The organism is Spirosoma agri (assembly GCF_010747415.1).
Taxonomy (GTDB): domain Bacteria; phylum Bacteroidota; class Bacteroidia; order Cytophagales; family Spirosomataceae; genus Spirosoma; species Spirosoma agri.
In genome coordinates, this window is record NZ_JAAGNZ010000001.1 from 3,856,336 (window position 1) to 3,870,680 (window position 14,345).

15 protein-coding genes are annotated in these 14,345 nt (G+C 50.6%); 2 read left to right on the plus strand and 13 right to left on the minus strand.

Annotated elements, in window-relative coordinates:
* Nucleotides 1–161 precede the first annotated feature (161 nt).
* A complete protein-coding gene (locus tag GK091_RS16135; RefSeq protein ID WP_164040243.1) occupies nt 162–1,493 on the plus strand; it encodes a M20/M25/M40 family metallo-hydrolase in 1,332 nt (443 codons plus the stop codon).
* A 78-nt stretch (nt 1,494–1,571) separates the two neighbouring features.
* Here GK091_RS16135 and GK091_RS16140 read toward each other — a convergent pair whose 3' ends face one another.
* The gene (locus GK091_RS16140) at nt 1,572–2,600 is read right to left on the minus strand and encodes an SDR family NAD(P)-dependent oxidoreductase (RefSeq protein ID WP_164040245.1); all 1,029 of its coding nucleotides are present in this window, start codon (nt 2,598–2,600) and stop codon (nt 1,572–1,574) included.
* 199 nt (nt 2,601–2,799) lie between these two features.
* On the opposite strand from GK091_RS16140, the gene GK091_RS16145 reads away from it, so the two are divergent.
* Nucleotides 2,800–3,369 carry a type 1 glutamine amidotransferase domain-containing protein gene (locus GK091_RS16145; protein ID WP_164040247.1) on the plus strand — a complete coding sequence of 190 codons (570 nt, stop codon included), beginning with the start codon at nt 2,800–2,802 and terminating at the stop codon, nt 3,367–3,369.
* 68 nt (nt 3,370–3,437) lie between these two features.
* On the opposite strand, the gene truA is transcribed toward GK091_RS16145, so the two are convergent.
* The 12 genes from truA to GK091_RS16200 form a co-directional block, all read right to left on the minus strand.
* Nucleotides 3,438–4,208 carry a tRNA pseudouridine(38-40) synthase TruA gene (gene truA, locus GK091_RS16150; protein WP_164040250.1) on the minus strand — a complete coding sequence of 257 codons (771 nt, stop codon included), beginning with the start codon at nt 4,206–4,208 and terminating at the stop codon, nt 3,438–3,440.
* A gap of 86 nt (nt 4,209–4,294) precedes the next feature.
* Entirely contained in the window at nt 4,295–5,680 is a 1,386-nt protein-coding gene (locus GK091_RS16155; protein WP_164040252.1) for a DUF6600 domain-containing protein, read from the minus strand.
* Between the two features lie 101 nt (nt 5,681–5,781).
* Nucleotides 5,782–6,234 carry a hypothetical protein gene (locus GK091_RS16160; protein ID WP_164040254.1) on the minus strand — a complete coding sequence of 151 codons (453 nt, stop codon included), beginning with the start codon at nt 6,232–6,234 and terminating at the stop codon, nt 5,782–5,784.
* A 333-nt stretch (nt 6,235–6,567) separates the two neighbouring features.
* Nucleotides 6,568–6,738, minus strand: a complete 171-nt coding sequence (locus tag GK091_RS16165) for a hypothetical protein (protein ID WP_164040256.1) — start codon at nt 6,736–6,738, stop codon at nt 6,568–6,570.
* A gap of 303 nt (nt 6,739–7,041) precedes the next feature.
* A complete protein-coding gene (locus GK091_RS16170; protein WP_164040259.1) occupies nt 7,042–7,254 on the minus strand; it encodes a hypothetical protein in 213 nt (70 codons plus the stop codon).
* A gap of 6 nt (nt 7,255–7,260) precedes the next feature.
* On the minus strand, nt 7,261–7,410 hold the full coding sequence (locus GK091_RS29380) for a hypothetical protein (protein ID WP_170312660.1): 150 nt from the start codon (nt 7,408–7,410) through the stop codon (nt 7,261–7,263).
* 495 nt (nt 7,411–7,905) lie between these two features.
* On the minus strand, nt 7,906–8,784 hold the full coding sequence (locus GK091_RS16175) for a transglutaminase family protein (RefSeq protein WP_164040260.1): 879 nt from the start codon (nt 8,782–8,784) through the stop codon (nt 7,906–7,908).
* A 47-nt stretch (nt 8,785–8,831) separates the two neighbouring features.
* Nucleotides 8,832–9,989 carry a fatty acid desaturase family protein gene (locus GK091_RS16180; protein WP_164040262.1) on the minus strand — a complete coding sequence of 386 codons (1,158 nt, stop codon included), beginning with the start codon at nt 9,987–9,989 and terminating at the stop codon, nt 8,832–8,834.
* Nucleotides 9,990–9,997: 8 nt separating this feature from the next.
* A complete protein-coding gene (locus GK091_RS16185; RefSeq protein ID WP_164040264.1) occupies nt 9,998–10,330 on the minus strand; it encodes a winged helix-turn-helix transcriptional regulator in 333 nt (110 codons plus the stop codon).
* A gap of 727 nt (nt 10,331–11,057) precedes the next feature.
* Nucleotides 11,058–11,882: a mechanosensitive ion channel family protein gene (locus tag GK091_RS16190; protein WP_164040265.1), complete on the minus strand. Its 825-nt coding sequence runs from the start codon at nt 11,880–11,882 to the stop codon at nt 11,058–11,060.
* A 102-nt stretch (nt 11,883–11,984) separates the two neighbouring features.
* A complete protein-coding gene (gene corA / locus GK091_RS16195) occupies nt 11,985–12,935 on the minus strand; it encodes a magnesium/cobalt transporter CorA (RefSeq protein WP_164040267.1) in 951 nt (316 codons plus the stop codon).
* 103 nt (nt 12,936–13,038) lie between these two features.
* Nucleotides 13,039–14,331 (minus strand): amidohydrolase family protein, encoded by a 1,293-nt coding sequence (locus tag GK091_RS16200; protein WP_164040269.1) that lies wholly within the window; start codon nt 14,329–14,331, stop codon nt 13,039–13,041.
* Between the last annotated feature and the right edge of the window lie 14 nt (nt 14,332–14,345).

The window sequence follows — 14,345 nt, forward strand, 5'->3', positions numbered from 1 at the left end:
TAGCGATTCAAACGCAAAGCGACAGAATAAACAATAACTTTACGCTCGCTTCAGCAAATTTTTACTATAAATCTACGCTTCCCGACAGAACAATCAATACTACTCCACAAAAAATACAATTTCAAATTCTTTTCCGAACGTTTTCCATACAACCGCTAGTTATGAATCGACTACTCGCCCCGGCTGCTTTTACGTTGTTGCTCATCGGCTCCGCAGGTCAGCTTCTAAAGGCCCAGCCAGCACCAACCGTTGATAAACGCTATCTGGACGAAATTAAGAAACTGGCCGATCAACCCGCCGTAAAATCGGCCTTTCAGACTTTTATCGATCTCGAACCACAGACAAAACAGGATTTGATTACCCTGACGGAAACCCCATCACCGCCCTTCAAAGAACAGGTCAGAGCAAAAAAATTCGCGGCTATGATCAAAGAAGCCGGTGCCGACTCGGTCTGGATCGATGACGTGAACAATGTGCTGGCAAAACGGAAAGGCCGCTCCGGCAAAAAGACGGTCGTTGTTGAAGCGCACCTTGACACCGTTTTTCCCGAAGGAACAGACGTAAAGGTCAAACAGAAAGGCGATACGCTTTATGCACCTGGTGTGGGCGACGACACCCGCGGGCTGACTGCTGTACTGGCGGTTCTGAAAGGGATGGAGAAAGCGGGTATTGAAACCGACGCCGATGTGCTGTTTGTCGGGGCAGTTGGCGAAGAAGGACTGGGCGACCTGCGGGGTGTTAAGCATTTGCTGCGGAAGGATGGCGGCATCAAACCCGATGCCTACATCGCGGTCGATGGGGATGGTATTGGTACGATCACGCATCGCGGGCTGGGGTCGCACCGCTACCGAATCACGTTCAAAGGGCCGGGTGGTCACTCGTACGGTTCATTCGGCATTGTTAATCCGCACAGTGCTTTGGGAAAGGCAATTTATTATTTCACGGCCGATGCGGATAAGGCAACGCGGCAGGGCGTTAAAACGACGTACAGCGTTAGTGTGATTGGTGGTGGTACGTCAGTAAACGCAATTCCCTATGAGTCATGGGCGGAGATCGATATGCGCTCCGAAAGCCCAGACAAACTCAACGAAGTTGATCAGTTATTACAGAACGCGGTTCAAAAAGCGCTTAAAGAGGAAAACAGTATCAAACGGCAAGGCCCCGATCTGACAGTTGACGTGAAGAAAATTGGTGACCGGCCATCGGGGAAAACGGAGGCAACGGCGGCTATTGTCCAGCGGGCTATGGCGGTGTCGACATACCTGAACGCAGAACCCCAACTGGAGGTCTCGTCTACAAACGCCAACACGCCAATTTCCCTGGGTATTCCAGCCGTAACGATCGGTAGCGGGGGCATCGGTGGTGGCGAACACGCGCTAAACGAATGGTGGCTCAACGACAAAGGCTATCTGGGTATGCAGCGGGTGTTACTACTGCTGTTAGCCGAAGCAGGCCTGAATAAAACTACCGGCGCGCCAATCGGCAAAAAGTAATTCAATGGTTTTGATTTCGTTGTTGGTTTCATACGCCGTATCTTGGAGATACGGCGTATGAAACCAACAATCCGCTCTTTATTCACCCATCTCATTGTTGGCAACGGCCGCCTTATCAGTAAGTCGAGTAAGTATCGACTCCGAAAGCGGGGTTTCGCTGTCCTTACCGAACGTACGCTGCTCACCGATCCCGCCCGGTTCCGGCAAAAACTCATTAGCCCAACCTAATGTATCCGTTATGAAGCCCGGCGCAAATCCGTGGATAGCAGAACCTATTTTGGCCGGTAAGGTGATGATTCGCTCGGCTTCACCCGTTCGACACGCATCTACAATTTCACGAGCGCAGTCATCGGATGCGATTGTAAAAAAAGGGATCGAATCACTGATCTTGAAAACACTGTACTCTTTCTCGTTCTGACCTTTGAAGATGGCATTGCGCGGGCTTCCCGTTCGAATCAGACCGGGGCAGATCGTTGTCACAAAGATACCATCCTTGAGCAGTTCTGACCGAAGCCCTTCGGAGTATCCGACGAAGGCGAATTTACTGACCGAATAAGGAGCAAGATGAGGCACTGCAATTTTACCCCCAAACGAAGTGATATTGACGATACGCCCTGCTTTCCGTTCGCGCATCCGAGGAAGTACCGCGTTGACCATGTTAAAAGCTGACCAGAAGTTGGTCTCCATCGCTTCCCGAAAATCGCTTTCGGTAGCGTGCTCAAGCGGACTCACGATAATCGTTCCGGCATTGTTGACCAGCACATCTACTGGCCCTAATACCTGATCGACGGCTCTTATAAAATCCGCAACCTGATCTTTATCGGTAATGTCGCAGGCATACGTAAACACGTCACTGCCGCGCATTCGCAGGTCTGCCTGAGCGCGGTTCAGTTCATCCTGATCGCGGGCGCAGATCGCTACATTGGCACCTTCCTGCGCAAAGTGGCGGGCTAGTTCGAGACCCAGCCCGCGCGAGCCCCCGGTGATGACAACGGTTTTATCGTGAAAATCTATCGTTCGTTTTTTAGTCAGAAACGCTTTCGCAACGGCCACAGCCCCAATACCCGCCAGCGTCCACCACAGTCCGTTATGATTCAAGGCACTCATTGTTTTAGTCGTTTTTTGTTCGTCTTCCAGTCAACTCATGCCGCAACCCGATTGTTGACGGCTTTGAGTAAGTGGGACCGGTTCGAAGCACGGCTCCCTACCAATCGCACAGTGCCACTTCGCGAATCTTTCGTAACCAAATGAGCAAACAGAGCGTTATCTTCTCTGTACAACAATCAGTATTACGAACTCAACAATCATGGAAAATCAACAAAATCTGGCGGGCAAAAAAATAGCGGCCCTGATGACGGAAGGTTTCGAACAGGTCGAACTGACCAAACCCCAGCAGGCCTTCGAAGATGCCGGTGCAACAGTACATATTATTGCCCCGAAAGGTGGCCAGATCAAAGCATGGGACGAAACCGAATGGGGCGAAACATTTGATGTTGACCTGCCACTCGCCGGAGCGGACCCCGCCAGTTACGATGCCTTGCTATTGCCAGGGGGCGTTTTGAACCCAGACAAACTACGCACGGAACCACAGGCGGTTAAATTCATCCAGCACTTTTTTGATCAGCAAAAACCCGTTGCCGCCATCTGTCACGCACCCACGATGCTGATCGAAGCGGATGTGGTCGATGGCCGTACGCTAACGTCGTACCCTTCGATCCAGACGGATCTTAAGAACGCCGGAGCAACTTGGGTCAATCAAGAAGTTGTCGTTGATGGCAACTTGGTTACCAGCCGTAATCCTGACGATATACCAGCTTTCAACCGGGAAGCGATCAAATTGATCAGCGAAGGCGTCAAAGCCAATCAGACGGCCTAGTTTTTTTAGTGCAGATCGGGGAATCGGAGCCATGGCTCCGATTCCCCGATCTGCATTCATCCATAGTATCACTCCCCCGGGCTTACCCGCTGCGCTAATACGCCATCGGGATAGCCAACTTCCACCAGATACAGGCCATTGGCCGGAGCCGCCCGTCCAGCCAGGGTGCGGTCCTGATCGTTGATCAACTGGTCGAACTGGTCAAGCGTCATTCCGTCCTGCCCTATTTCGAGCATGGTGCCCACAATGGTGCGCACCATTCCCCACAAAAACCGATTGGCTTTGATGTGAAACGTCAGCAAATTGGCCTCACTACGCTCCCAGTACGCAAAATCAAGCCGACATCGAAAGTGCGTCACGTTGGCCCGCGCCTTACTGAAGCTTTTAAAATCAGTATGATTGAGCAATATCCGGCAAGCTTCGTTCATACGCTCGACATCCAGCGCAGGCCGAAAGTGATAGGTCAACCCGGATTCAAACGCGTTTTTATGACGCGTAATATGATACTGATAATACCGTGAGATGGCCGAAAAGCGAGCATGGTCAGTTGGTCGAACGGGAAAGATCGCTCGTATGGCAATGTCATCCGGCAGCATGCAGTTGATCGAATAAAGCAACGCATCCGTCCATATGATCGGCTCTTCGACCTCAAAATGAGCGAATTGTTGTTGCGCATGAACCCCCGCATCAGTACGCCCGCTTCCCATAACGAACACCGGCTGTCGCAGTCGCCGGGTCAATGCCGCTTCCAGCGTCGTTTGCACACTTACGCCGTTTGCCTGTGTTTGCCAGCCGTGGTAGGCGGTTCCTCTGTACGATAGTTCGATAAAATAACGCATACCGGGCAAAAATACGCCCAAACCGTCTAAAACGATGAAGCCGCCCACCCATAGGTGCACGGCTCCGTCAAAAAGCTTAATGAACGCTATCGTGGCCCGCGACCACCGCCACCCGGAAACCCACCCTGCCGACCACCCGATTGGCCCGGCTCCTGTGTGCGCTGCTGAATCTGAGGCTGTGCTCCACGGTTTTCGGGCGCACGCTGGAATCCGCCTTCGCGGCCAGCCGGAGCCATCTGCGTTCCGGGTTGAGCCTGAGAACCTGGCCGCTCGAATGATCGGTTCGGTTGCTGTTGTGGTTCAAATCCACCCTGCCGACCACTATTGCCCGGTTCCGCCCGCTGGTATGTCCCCCGGCTTGTACCACTGGACCGATCAGGAGCCGGATAAGTACCAGGATTTGGCGTAGCTGGGCTCATTCCGGGGTTCGAAAAAGAACCGCGTCGATCGGGCGAAGTATTTCCATTGTAGTCCCGATTTGGCCGGCTGTTTCCATTAAAGTCGCGACCAGGCGTGTTATTCCCATCAAAATCACGACCGGGTGCGTTGTTGCCATTGAAGTCTCGGTTAGGCCCTGCGTTCCCGTTGTAGCTGCCCCGGTTAGGTACGTTGTTCCCGTTGTAGTCGCGATTCGGCATATTGCTGTTGTAGCTGCCCCGGTTCGGTACGCCGTTATTGTTGTAATTTGGTCGGGCACCATTGTCGAACCGATCACGGTCATTGCGGCCATAGTCCTGACGGGCATTGTTCGGACGATAGAACCCTACCGAGCCATTGCCAATCACAGAACGACCGGGACGGTCCATATTATCGATCCGATAGACCGGAACGCTTCGGCGGGTTACCCGTTCGATATCACCACGCGGTGGTCCGTATGCATACGCCCGGTTGTTGGTCCGGTAGTAATTGTTGATGATCGTCGTGTTCTGGTAGATGTTGATAACGTTGGGCCGTGGCACGCAATAGCTATACAGACGAGGGCTCGTGATGTAAATCTGAGGGACAAATGTCCAGTAAGGAGCCGGTATGTTGATATTGATGTTCACGTTCATACCAGGGGCTAGCGGTGCCCATCCATAATATCCACCGCCCGTACGCCACGACACCCAGGCTGGTCCCCAGTCGGAATCAGGAATCCAGAGCCAGCCGCCATAGGCCGGATCGTAAATCCAGCGACCGTAGTGGAACGGCGCCCAGCCCCACGCGTAATCGGACACCCAGGTGTTGCCGTATTCTGTAACGACCCAGTGACCGCCAGTGGCATAGGGCTGGAAATCAGGACCGGCATCCGGAATCCACACATTGCCGTAGCTAGGGTATTGCGTCCACTGTCCGTAAGGCGCTAATTCATCATAGAAGGATTCGACCGGTACGCTGACACCCGGCTGCGCCATCGCTTTCGGCAGGAAAGACGGGCTAAAAGCCAGCATAGTTATCAGACCGAGGAGCTTTATCGTTTTCAGAACTGTCATGACCGAACTAGTTTGCGTGTGAGTTTCGACACTCAACATGAATTAGATTGCCCAAATGCGCAAACGTTTAACCACGGTTGAAAACTTATTTCTACGCGTAGCTAGGCTTTTAGCCGCTTATAAACGGCTCCCGCAACCAGTCCACCAAACAGATACCAGCCAATGGTCATGGCAGCCGTAGCGGGTGTGCGTTTAGTTGGTTTTTCGCCCAGGCCCATCGGCCCCGGCAGCGTGACGGCACCAATACCAGCGAGTAGGCCCAAGGCGGCTCCGGCCACTACAGGTTGCTTCGTGTTGACACCGACTAAACTGTAATACAGGGCATTCGAAGCAACGTCACCGGCCATAGCCAGCCTGTAAAGTTCCTCTCCCTGAGGAGGTTGTTCACCGACGGCTCGAAACCCTTTGGCAATACTGCGCATGCCGAGCAAATCAGCGCGTGGCGCATCGGGAATGAACTGGCGGGCAATTTCGTGCAATACATTGAGGGCCACGGCACCGGCGAGACCACTACCAAGTGATCGGGTGATGGTTGGATTGATTGTAGCAGGCATAAACGTTGAGCGGTTCGTTAACTAACCCATGAACCGGTTAATCGGGAAGTTGTTCAGTTAACACCGGCCTGCTGTAACGGGCGGGCTTGACGATTGCAAAAGAAGTCCGATACCGTTTTAGCAGGAAAGTACGCCGACTCTACCCATAACCTAGCAAACGGAAACCAGCAGGAGCAAAAAGCGGATCCGTACGCAATCGACATATGGGTTCGATCTACGTACGGATCCGCTTTAAAGTAGAGTCGTCGAAGGCGTACAGTAGATGGACTATCCTTACCACTACTCTATCACCGAGACAACCAAATCTATTTTTCTGTCGTCCTGTGGGACTGACTATTCCTGGTTACGTCTGCGGGGGTCGAATCGATCCACGCGAACCGGCTGAACCATCAACGTCGTTGACTTAATCAGCGGACGAAATGCCCGATCGAGTATGTCACTCCAGCTAACAATTTCAATATTCCGAAGCAATCCATTAACGACTTGACTAACAATATTTTGCATAACTTTTACTAGTTTTAAAAAGAATGTATAGCTCGGGTATTCGGCAAAAGGCGAGAACAGATTCCTTGCGTTTCGCCCGACTGGGCTACTAAACAGGGTACGCTTATCACCCGTATTGGGTAATGCACTGGAAAAGCGAGGAATTTACGTAGTGTAAACTAATCACGGCTGCCAGAACCGGTAAAGGCGGGGCAGGTAGCTAAATAACCCCATTGAATCTGTTTATGTTACAAGAACAGGTTATTTATTTAAAAATTGCATTAAAATAAATAACACTGAATTAAAACAGGGGGAATAACGCCTTTAATCGGCCAATCCTGCAATAGAGTAGACGCCATCATTGATCGTCACGTCCAGATTTTTATCCACCCATTGCTGAATATCAACGCCTTCTGAGTTAAGTGAATCTAGACGCATGCCTTTCAGTAGTACGTCTTTGTTTAGCATTCGTACCGGAACGCGGCACACGAAGCCGTCACCCGACTTGGTAAACAGGTAATTGAAAATGATCGTCATGGGTAGCTATTTCTTGCCCTTTGTGGCTACGTTCGCTGTTGATACGGCCAGATTTGATGCCGTTTCTTTCTGCTCGTACTTCGGCACTTTAGGAGACCCGTGTACTTTAGCTGATTTAGTAGCCACTTTCTTCGCTTCTTTTGGGTTATTAGCCATTTATCTAGTTGTTTTTATTAAAATGAACCTGGGTCGACAGGGGAAGAAGGGAAAGCTGTAACCAAGTAGGATAAGAGGAGCGTTTTATCCCCTCTGGTTATCTGGTGTTGTCGTTGCTTCTGGCAGGATGCAAACCAGTCAAATGTAGACGCTGATGGGTGGGAAGCTGACCAGAAAGACAGTTTGCCTTCTTGGTTGTAGAGCGAACAACGAATCCGGATTAATTAAAACGGACCGTAAAATGGACAAATGGGAAGCCACTAATTAATGAGCGGTGCGACTGTGTACGGACGTTGGCATTGCTCTCTCTTGCCTGCTGTTCGGGGCAGTCGATCACAATAAACGGTATTTCAGTGCCTGTACGTACGCACACAACACGGATAGTAGCACTACTACATCGTCAGTAAAAGCCTGTAAATGACGCTAGTAGTTACAACCCGTTTGCTTGCGAAACGCAGTTTAGTAAAGGTAGTGATTCGCAACGCCGAATACTAATTAGTTCAAGCGCACCAGCGTATTCGTGTACGTGAGCGTTGCCTCGCTTACACCCGTAGTACCCGTCAGGGGTGCTGCACTATCGGGATTGGAGGTGCAGGCCAGGGGAATGTGGCCTTCTGTAGCCAGCATACCCGATGTGGCATCCAGTCCGAGCCAGCCCGCGCCGGGTACGTACACTTCCGCCCAGGCGTGTAGAGCCAGCGAGTTCTCTTTCGGGTTAGACGGATCGTCCTGATCAGCTGCATCCGGAAAAACCTGAGCCAGATAACCGGACACGAAGCGGGCGGCCAGCCCAACATGACGTAAAATCTGAACCAGAAGCCAGGCGGAATCCCGACAGGAACCAATTGCCTGTAATAATGTCTCCTCGGGAGTCTGCACACCGGGCTGCAACCGGGTGGTATACTCAATAGCTTGATTAACCCGCCTGTTGAGGTCAATCAAAAAGTTGATCGTGCCCTGTTTTGTCTGATCGATTTGCTGTATCCACTGATTCAGTAAGGGGCCATCCTCCGTAATTTCCAGATAGGGAGCCAGGTCTTTTCGAAGCTGATCTTCGTATTGAAACGGGAACGATTCGGCATACGTGTCCAGAAAGAAGTCGAATGGATTGACAGGCTCCAGCAAGGCCGTAATTTCGACTTTTATGGACATCGCCTGCGTGGCTTCGGCAAAGTCGATCCGGGCAATGAAATTGCCGAAGGGGTCCTGCTGCCAGTGAACGAGATGATTGGCGGGCTCAATCGTCAGCGAATACGATTCAATCAAAGCAGGACTATGAGCCGCGGGCTTGAGCCGAACCAGATGAGGTGACAGAAAAACCATCCGATCATATGCGTAATGGGTATCGTGGTGAATAGCAACTCGGACAGACATGCGTGTTTACCTAAAGTGACGATAGCAATACGGGTACTTTTTCGATACTAGTTGGTCGCGTGTGCACCAGCTTTCGATTTGACCGACCCTGTGGTTCGGCTCATCGAGACGACCTGCGCGTGCTGGACGGGCCGACCCAATTTTTCTAAAAGGCGGTAATGCGAATAGAGCGCCGACCCGAATGTCTTATTTTCCAGATAAGGCAGGTCAAACTCGTGGGCTGTCTGTCTGACAATATTGGTGATAGCCGGATAGTGAATGTGGCAGACTTTAGGGAATAGATGGTGTTCGATCTGGCGATTCAAACCGCCACAAAAGAACGCAGCGGTTGCACTGCGGGGCGCAAAATTGGCCGTTGTCTGCATCTGGTGAATGGCCCAGGCATTCTGTATGTCGCCCTGATTATCGGGAAGTGGAAAGGAAGTTCCTTCAACAGCGTGCGCCAGTTGAAACACAAGGCCAAGCACCAGTCCTTCGGCCAGGTGCATCAGCACAAAACCGATCAGTAACTGCCACCAGGTTATGTCGAGAACCAGAAAAGGAATGACCAGAAAGAAAAGATAATAAAGCCCTTTGGAAACAAACAACTTGATCATTTCTTTCCGCGGGTGCGCTGACGTATCATGCTGACCAATCTGACTCTTGAAGAACTTCACGTAGTCTTTACGGAAAACCCACGACAGTGAAGCCAGCGAGTACAGCGGAAACGTGTACCACTGCTGATAACGATGCCACGGCTGAAGCTTATCATCGGGGTCTAGCCGAACCAGACCGGGAGCCACTTCAATATCTTCGTCATGGCCGGGAATGTTCGTGTACGTATGGTGAACAATGTTGTGCGTAATCTTCCACACGTACGGATTCGCTCCCAGCAGATAGAAACTACTACCCAATAGCCGATTCACCCAACCCCGTGACGAAAAGGCGCCATGAAGCGCATCGTGGGAGACGTTGAAGCCAATAAAAGCAGCAAACATACCCAGTAAAACGGCCATAGCCAGCATAGTCCACAGACCAAACTGGTTGGACAGAATCAAACCATATAACAGCGCGTAGCCGGTTAGGAAGAAAATTGCTTTGCTCCACATGGCACTATTGGCATGTGGAGAAATCGCCTGCTCACTGAAGTAAGCGTCAACTCGCTTTCTGGCCGTAACAAAGAACTGCGAACGGTTTGTGTTTCTGAATTTTACTTGTGTTAGCACCTATTGGATCAGTTAAAGATTTGTCCGATTTCCTGAATTTTTCTCAGAATCGGTAAGGCCAAATGACCTTTTTTAGTTAAAGAATATTCTACCCTCGGCGGAATCTCGGCATAGGCAGTCCGCTCTAGAACGCCCAACGCCACTAACGATTTTAACTCGCTGGCTAGTACTTTTTCGCTTACACCGGGTAGCATTTCACTGAGTTGTCGGTAACGAAGCGTTTTTTCACCCAATAACAGAATAATGTACAGCCGCCATTTCCCGGAAACTATCCCTAGCGCGGTAGTGATCAACTGAAAGTCGGGTTCAGGAGGCAACTCGCTTCGGTTACTTTTTGTCATGATAGGCAGTGATGGACTACACCGAACCAACAAGATCAACCAAATTAAGACGGTCTCAGCATAGTCAAAAATCTTCGTTTACAGGCTGAACAGCGTTGCCTATACCTTCGCTGAACAAGTTGCGGACTATCCTGAGCAGGACATTAAAATTAGAAACCTTAGATGTGCTCGATAAAATCAGAAAATTAGTACTGTGATTAGCAAAAGGAGTTGAGTATGAAAAGACGGGTTATCAGCAAATTCTCGATAACGCAACGTTGATAGTTTTATGCGCCTGCAACCTATTCGTCGTTCTGGTGATTCAAGGTTGGCACAAAAAACAAAATGAAGAGAGACGGACAGCAACTGTTTGCCACTATACGAATGGTAACTATCTTACTTGCCAGTTAGTTCCTTACCATTCGTAAAGCAAATATAGGCAGATATTTATCGCAACAATTACGTCGCCGTGTATTTAACGTAAAATTCATTTTTGATATACGATAATTCTTACAAAACAGATGAGTACCTAACAAAAGTAGTACACAAAATACCGTAATCAACTGTATACAATCAGGATTAAACGGTTTGGCCAGCCCATCTCCGGCCTTAATCATTTACGCTACTAAACGGCCTTACGCGGATGTAGCGCAAAAAACGCTACCTGGGCACGTAAGGTAGTTCACGACCGATAGCCGTATTTCCTTACTTACCCAAGTAGCGTCCGTTCTACTGTTATACCATTTACCTAGTCTTCGGTAGTGACGAATAATTGTGGTTTGGGCGATTCGATGCCGTCTTTACCGAACTGCCGGGCCACATTCTCGAGCATGTAGTAATAGGTCGCCCAATACGTTTCGCTCTTTGTCCAGACCCGCACATCGTAGTCGCGCGAGTTGGCGTTCAGTTTGGCGATCAGTACATCGTGTGCCCGATCCTTAAGCGCATAGGGACAGCCATCGACAACATTCTGAAAACAGGCTTTTGTACTATCCAGATCGTTCTGGCTGCCTACCGTATATACCTGATCAACCCGAATAATCCCCCTGGTGCTGATGTTAACAATTGACGTTGTTGATAATGGACCGTTCGGCAGAATAATCGTCTTGTTATCCAGCGTGACAAGAATGGTGTCAAAGATCCGAATGGCTTCCACGCTGCCCGTAAACCCCTGCGTCGAAACTAGATCGCCAACCCGAAACGGCTTGAACGTCAGAATCAGAACGCCCCCCGCGAAGTTGGCTAAACTACCCTGCAAGGCCAAACCGACGGCTAATCCGGCCGCACCAATAATCGCCACAAACGATGTTGTTTCAACGCCCAGTGTACTGGCGATACTGAGAAGCAGCAGCACGCGCAAAACGGCGTTGAGCAGCGACAGCAGGAATGGTTGAACGTCGCGATCGACGTGCCGTTTCGTCATCACAGACGAGAGTAGCTTTGTCACCCAGCCAATGAGCCAGAGTCCGATAATGAGGGTCACGATAGCCAGCAAGATGCGGCCACCGTAGAGCGTAGCAAAAGTAAGCACCTGATCGTAGATGCGCTGGGCATTCGTTTGCGCCTGTTCCATACCTAGTGAAGGGGATTGATTCCACAGTCAGACGTGAACAGGCTGACTAAGTAACTCACTGAAACGCATGTTCCTTAGTACATTTATCCATCCCCTCACTCATCAAAGCCACTTTTTCCGGCGGAATATCCAGACCGTCAGGGCCGACGATAATACCATCATAGCCAGCGCAAACGCATAGCCGTATTTCCAGTGGATTTCCGGCATCTCATCGAAGTTCATACCCCAGATACTGGCCAGCAACGTTGGTGGCAGAAATACCAGCGACACGACCGTAAAGATTTTAACGATGCGGTTTTGCTCCAGGTCAATCAAACCGAGGTAGGTATTTTGTAGAAACTCCAACCGTTCGAAAATGAAGTTCGTGTGATCAATCAGCGAATTTATGTCCTTAATGAGTGTCCGAAGGCGTTGCTGTTCGATGTCATTGAACCAGCCATCGGAGCGAATCATGGACGAAATAACCCGTTGTTTATCGACCACATTTTCCCGAATCGACATTGTCAATTCCTGGTAATCGTTGATATTCAGCAGCATTTCGCGATCAAGGTTCGCGTCGAGGTCGAGCATCCGGTTGATCGCTTTGATTTCGCTGGATACCATCTCGATCAGGTCAGCGTCGTAATCGATCCGTGATTCAAAAATTGAGATCAGAATTTGCGCGCCGTCGCTGAACACCGCCCGACGCGATTTGATCCGTTTGACCGTGTCGGCAAATGATTTCAGATCGGCGTTACGATAGGTGAACAGCGTGTCATCTTTGAGCAGAAAACTGACCGGAACCGTCACGTACCGCTGTTCTTTATCGGGAATCAGGAAGTTGGAATTGGCAATCAGGAAATCGTCCTCTTCAATGTACCGGGAACTGCTTTCGATTTCCAGCTGCTCCTGCTGGCTCAGAAAGTCCACATCAAATTTTTCCTCGACGCTCTTGATTTCGCTGGGCGTTGGATTTTGCAGGTCAACCCAAAGCGTTCGTGCCGTATCCGAAAAAGAGTCAATATCGCGGACTTTGCGGACGGAGGTTTCATCAAGCTGAAAAATACGAATCATGAAGTTGAGTGCAGCCAGTTATTATGGCTGCAAAGTTCACAAAAAAACGGAGCAGTGGCTAACTGCTCCGTTTTTAAACAAATTAATAACATAGACTAAGCACCTATTTCTGCTCGTATTTGTCTTTGTAGGTTTTGTATAGCCGCTTGTGCCGATCGTCAAGATTCACCTTGCGGCCCTGGATAAATACCTGCTCAACAACGTTGGTACGCATGTCGAGCGCGTCGCCTGCCGATACGAACAGCGTAGCCTGTTTGCCTTTTTCCAATGTACCGGCCACGTTGTCGATGCCCAGAATTTTGGCGTTGTTCGAGGTAATGAGCTTCAGGGCTTCTTCCTTATCAGCGATGCCAAAGCCGGAAGCTGTTCCGGCCAGAAAGGCCAGATTGCGCGTCCGCCACCAGCCATCGGCGTAGCTAAGGCCAACGAGTACACCCGCTTTGTGCAAAATGCCCGGCATCCGATACGGCAGGTCAACATCTTCATCTTCGCGGTTTGGCAACCGGTGCAGTTCGCTCAGGATGACGGGGACATTGTTGTCCTTCAGAAAGCTCACGACCCGATTGGCTTCTTCGCCCCCAACGATGACCACTTTAGGAATACCGAGCGATTTGGCAAATAGCACCCCTTCGACAATATCTTTACCATAATCGGCCCGAACGAAGAGAGTCTGCTTGCCCGAAAACAAACCGCGCATGGCTTCCAGTTTCAGGTTCATCGACGACGGATTCGACAGTGCTGCGTAGGCTTTCGCATCGTTGAAGGTAGCCTGCAACGCGCTGATCGCTTCGGTCCGCTTCGAGTTTTTGCGAATTGTCAGCGAGAAATCCTCAAAATTAAACTCACGGGCAAAATAGCTCGGCCAGTTGAGCCAGATACCGTCATCTTTTTTCAGAACGGCATCTTCCCAGTTCCAGCCATCGGCCATCATGATACTCGAACTACCCGACACGATGCCGCCCTGCGGAATGGCCTGCGTGAGCAGAACGCCGTTATTGCGGATCGTCGGAATGATTTCCGAGTCGGTATTATAAGCAATCAGCGAGCGAATGTTTGGGTTCAACTCCCCGATCTCCTGTTTATCAACCGTCGCCTTTACGGCCCCGATTTCCTGCAAACCCACCGTCGATGCGGGGGAAATAAAGCCGGGATACACGTGCTTACCCGACGCGCTGATCACTTCGGCACCGGCCGTTGGTGTGCTGCCATCGCCCAAAGCCGTGATGACGCCTTTGTCGAACACGATGACGCCGTTCTGGATCACCTGTCCATTGCCGACGTGAATGGTTGCACCCGTCAGCGCAATGGCCCGCTCCTGGGGTCTGGCCGGGGCCGGATTCTGGGCGTAACTCGTAAGTACCCCCAGTGTGAGTATTGATGTTAGTAGTCTTTTCATGGTATGTCTATCAG

Coding starts and splice junctions, on each gene's coding strand:
- GK091_RS16175 (WP_164040260.1), bottom strand. CDS start 8,784: ATGTCTGTCCGAGTTGCTATTCACCACGATACCCATTACGCATATGAT.
- GK091_RS16185 (WP_164040264.1), bottom strand. CDS start 10,330: ATGACAAAAAGTAACCGAAGCGAGTTGCCTCCTGAACCCGACTTTCAG.
- GK091_RS16190 (WP_164040265.1), bottom strand. CDS start 11,882: ATGGAACAGGCGCAAACGAATGCCCAGCGCATCTACGATCAGGTGCTT.
- GK091_RS16170 (WP_164040259.1), bottom strand. CDS start 7,254: ATGACGATCATTTTCAATTACCTGTTTACCAAGTCGGGTGACGGCTTC.
- GK091_RS29380 (WP_170312660.1), bottom strand. CDS start 7,410: ATGGCTAATAACCCAAAAGAAGCGAAGAAAGTGGCTACTAAATCAGCT.
- GK091_RS16200 (WP_164040269.1), bottom strand. CDS start 14,331: ATGAAAAGACTACTAACATCAATACTCACACTGGGGGTACTTACGAGT.
- truA (WP_164040250.1), bottom strand. CDS start 4,208: ATGCGTTATTTTATCGAACTATCGTACAGAGGAACCGCCTACCACGGC.
- corA (WP_164040267.1), bottom strand. CDS start 12,935: ATGATTCGTATTTTTCAGCTTGATGAAACCTCCGTCCGCAAAGTCCGC.
- GK091_RS16145 (WP_164040247.1), top strand. CDS start 2,800: ATGGAAAATCAACAAAATCTGGCGGGCAAAAAAATAGCGGCCCTGATG.
- GK091_RS16140 (WP_164040245.1), bottom strand. CDS start 2,600: ATGAGTGCCTTGAATCATAACGGACTGTGGTGGACGCTGGCGGGTATT.
- GK091_RS16135 (WP_164040243.1), top strand. CDS start 162: ATGAATCGACTACTCGCCCCGGCTGCTTTTACGTTGTTGCTCATCGGC.
- GK091_RS16155 (WP_164040252.1), bottom strand. CDS start 5,680: ATGACAGTTCTGAAAACGATAAAGCTCCTCGGTCTGATAACTATGCTG.
- GK091_RS16160 (WP_164040254.1), bottom strand. CDS start 6,234: ATGCCTGCTACAATCAATCCAACCATCACCCGATCACTTGGTAGTGGT.
- GK091_RS16165 (WP_164040256.1), bottom strand. CDS start 6,738: ATGCAAAATATTGTTAGTCAAGTCGTTAATGGATTGCTTCGGAATATT.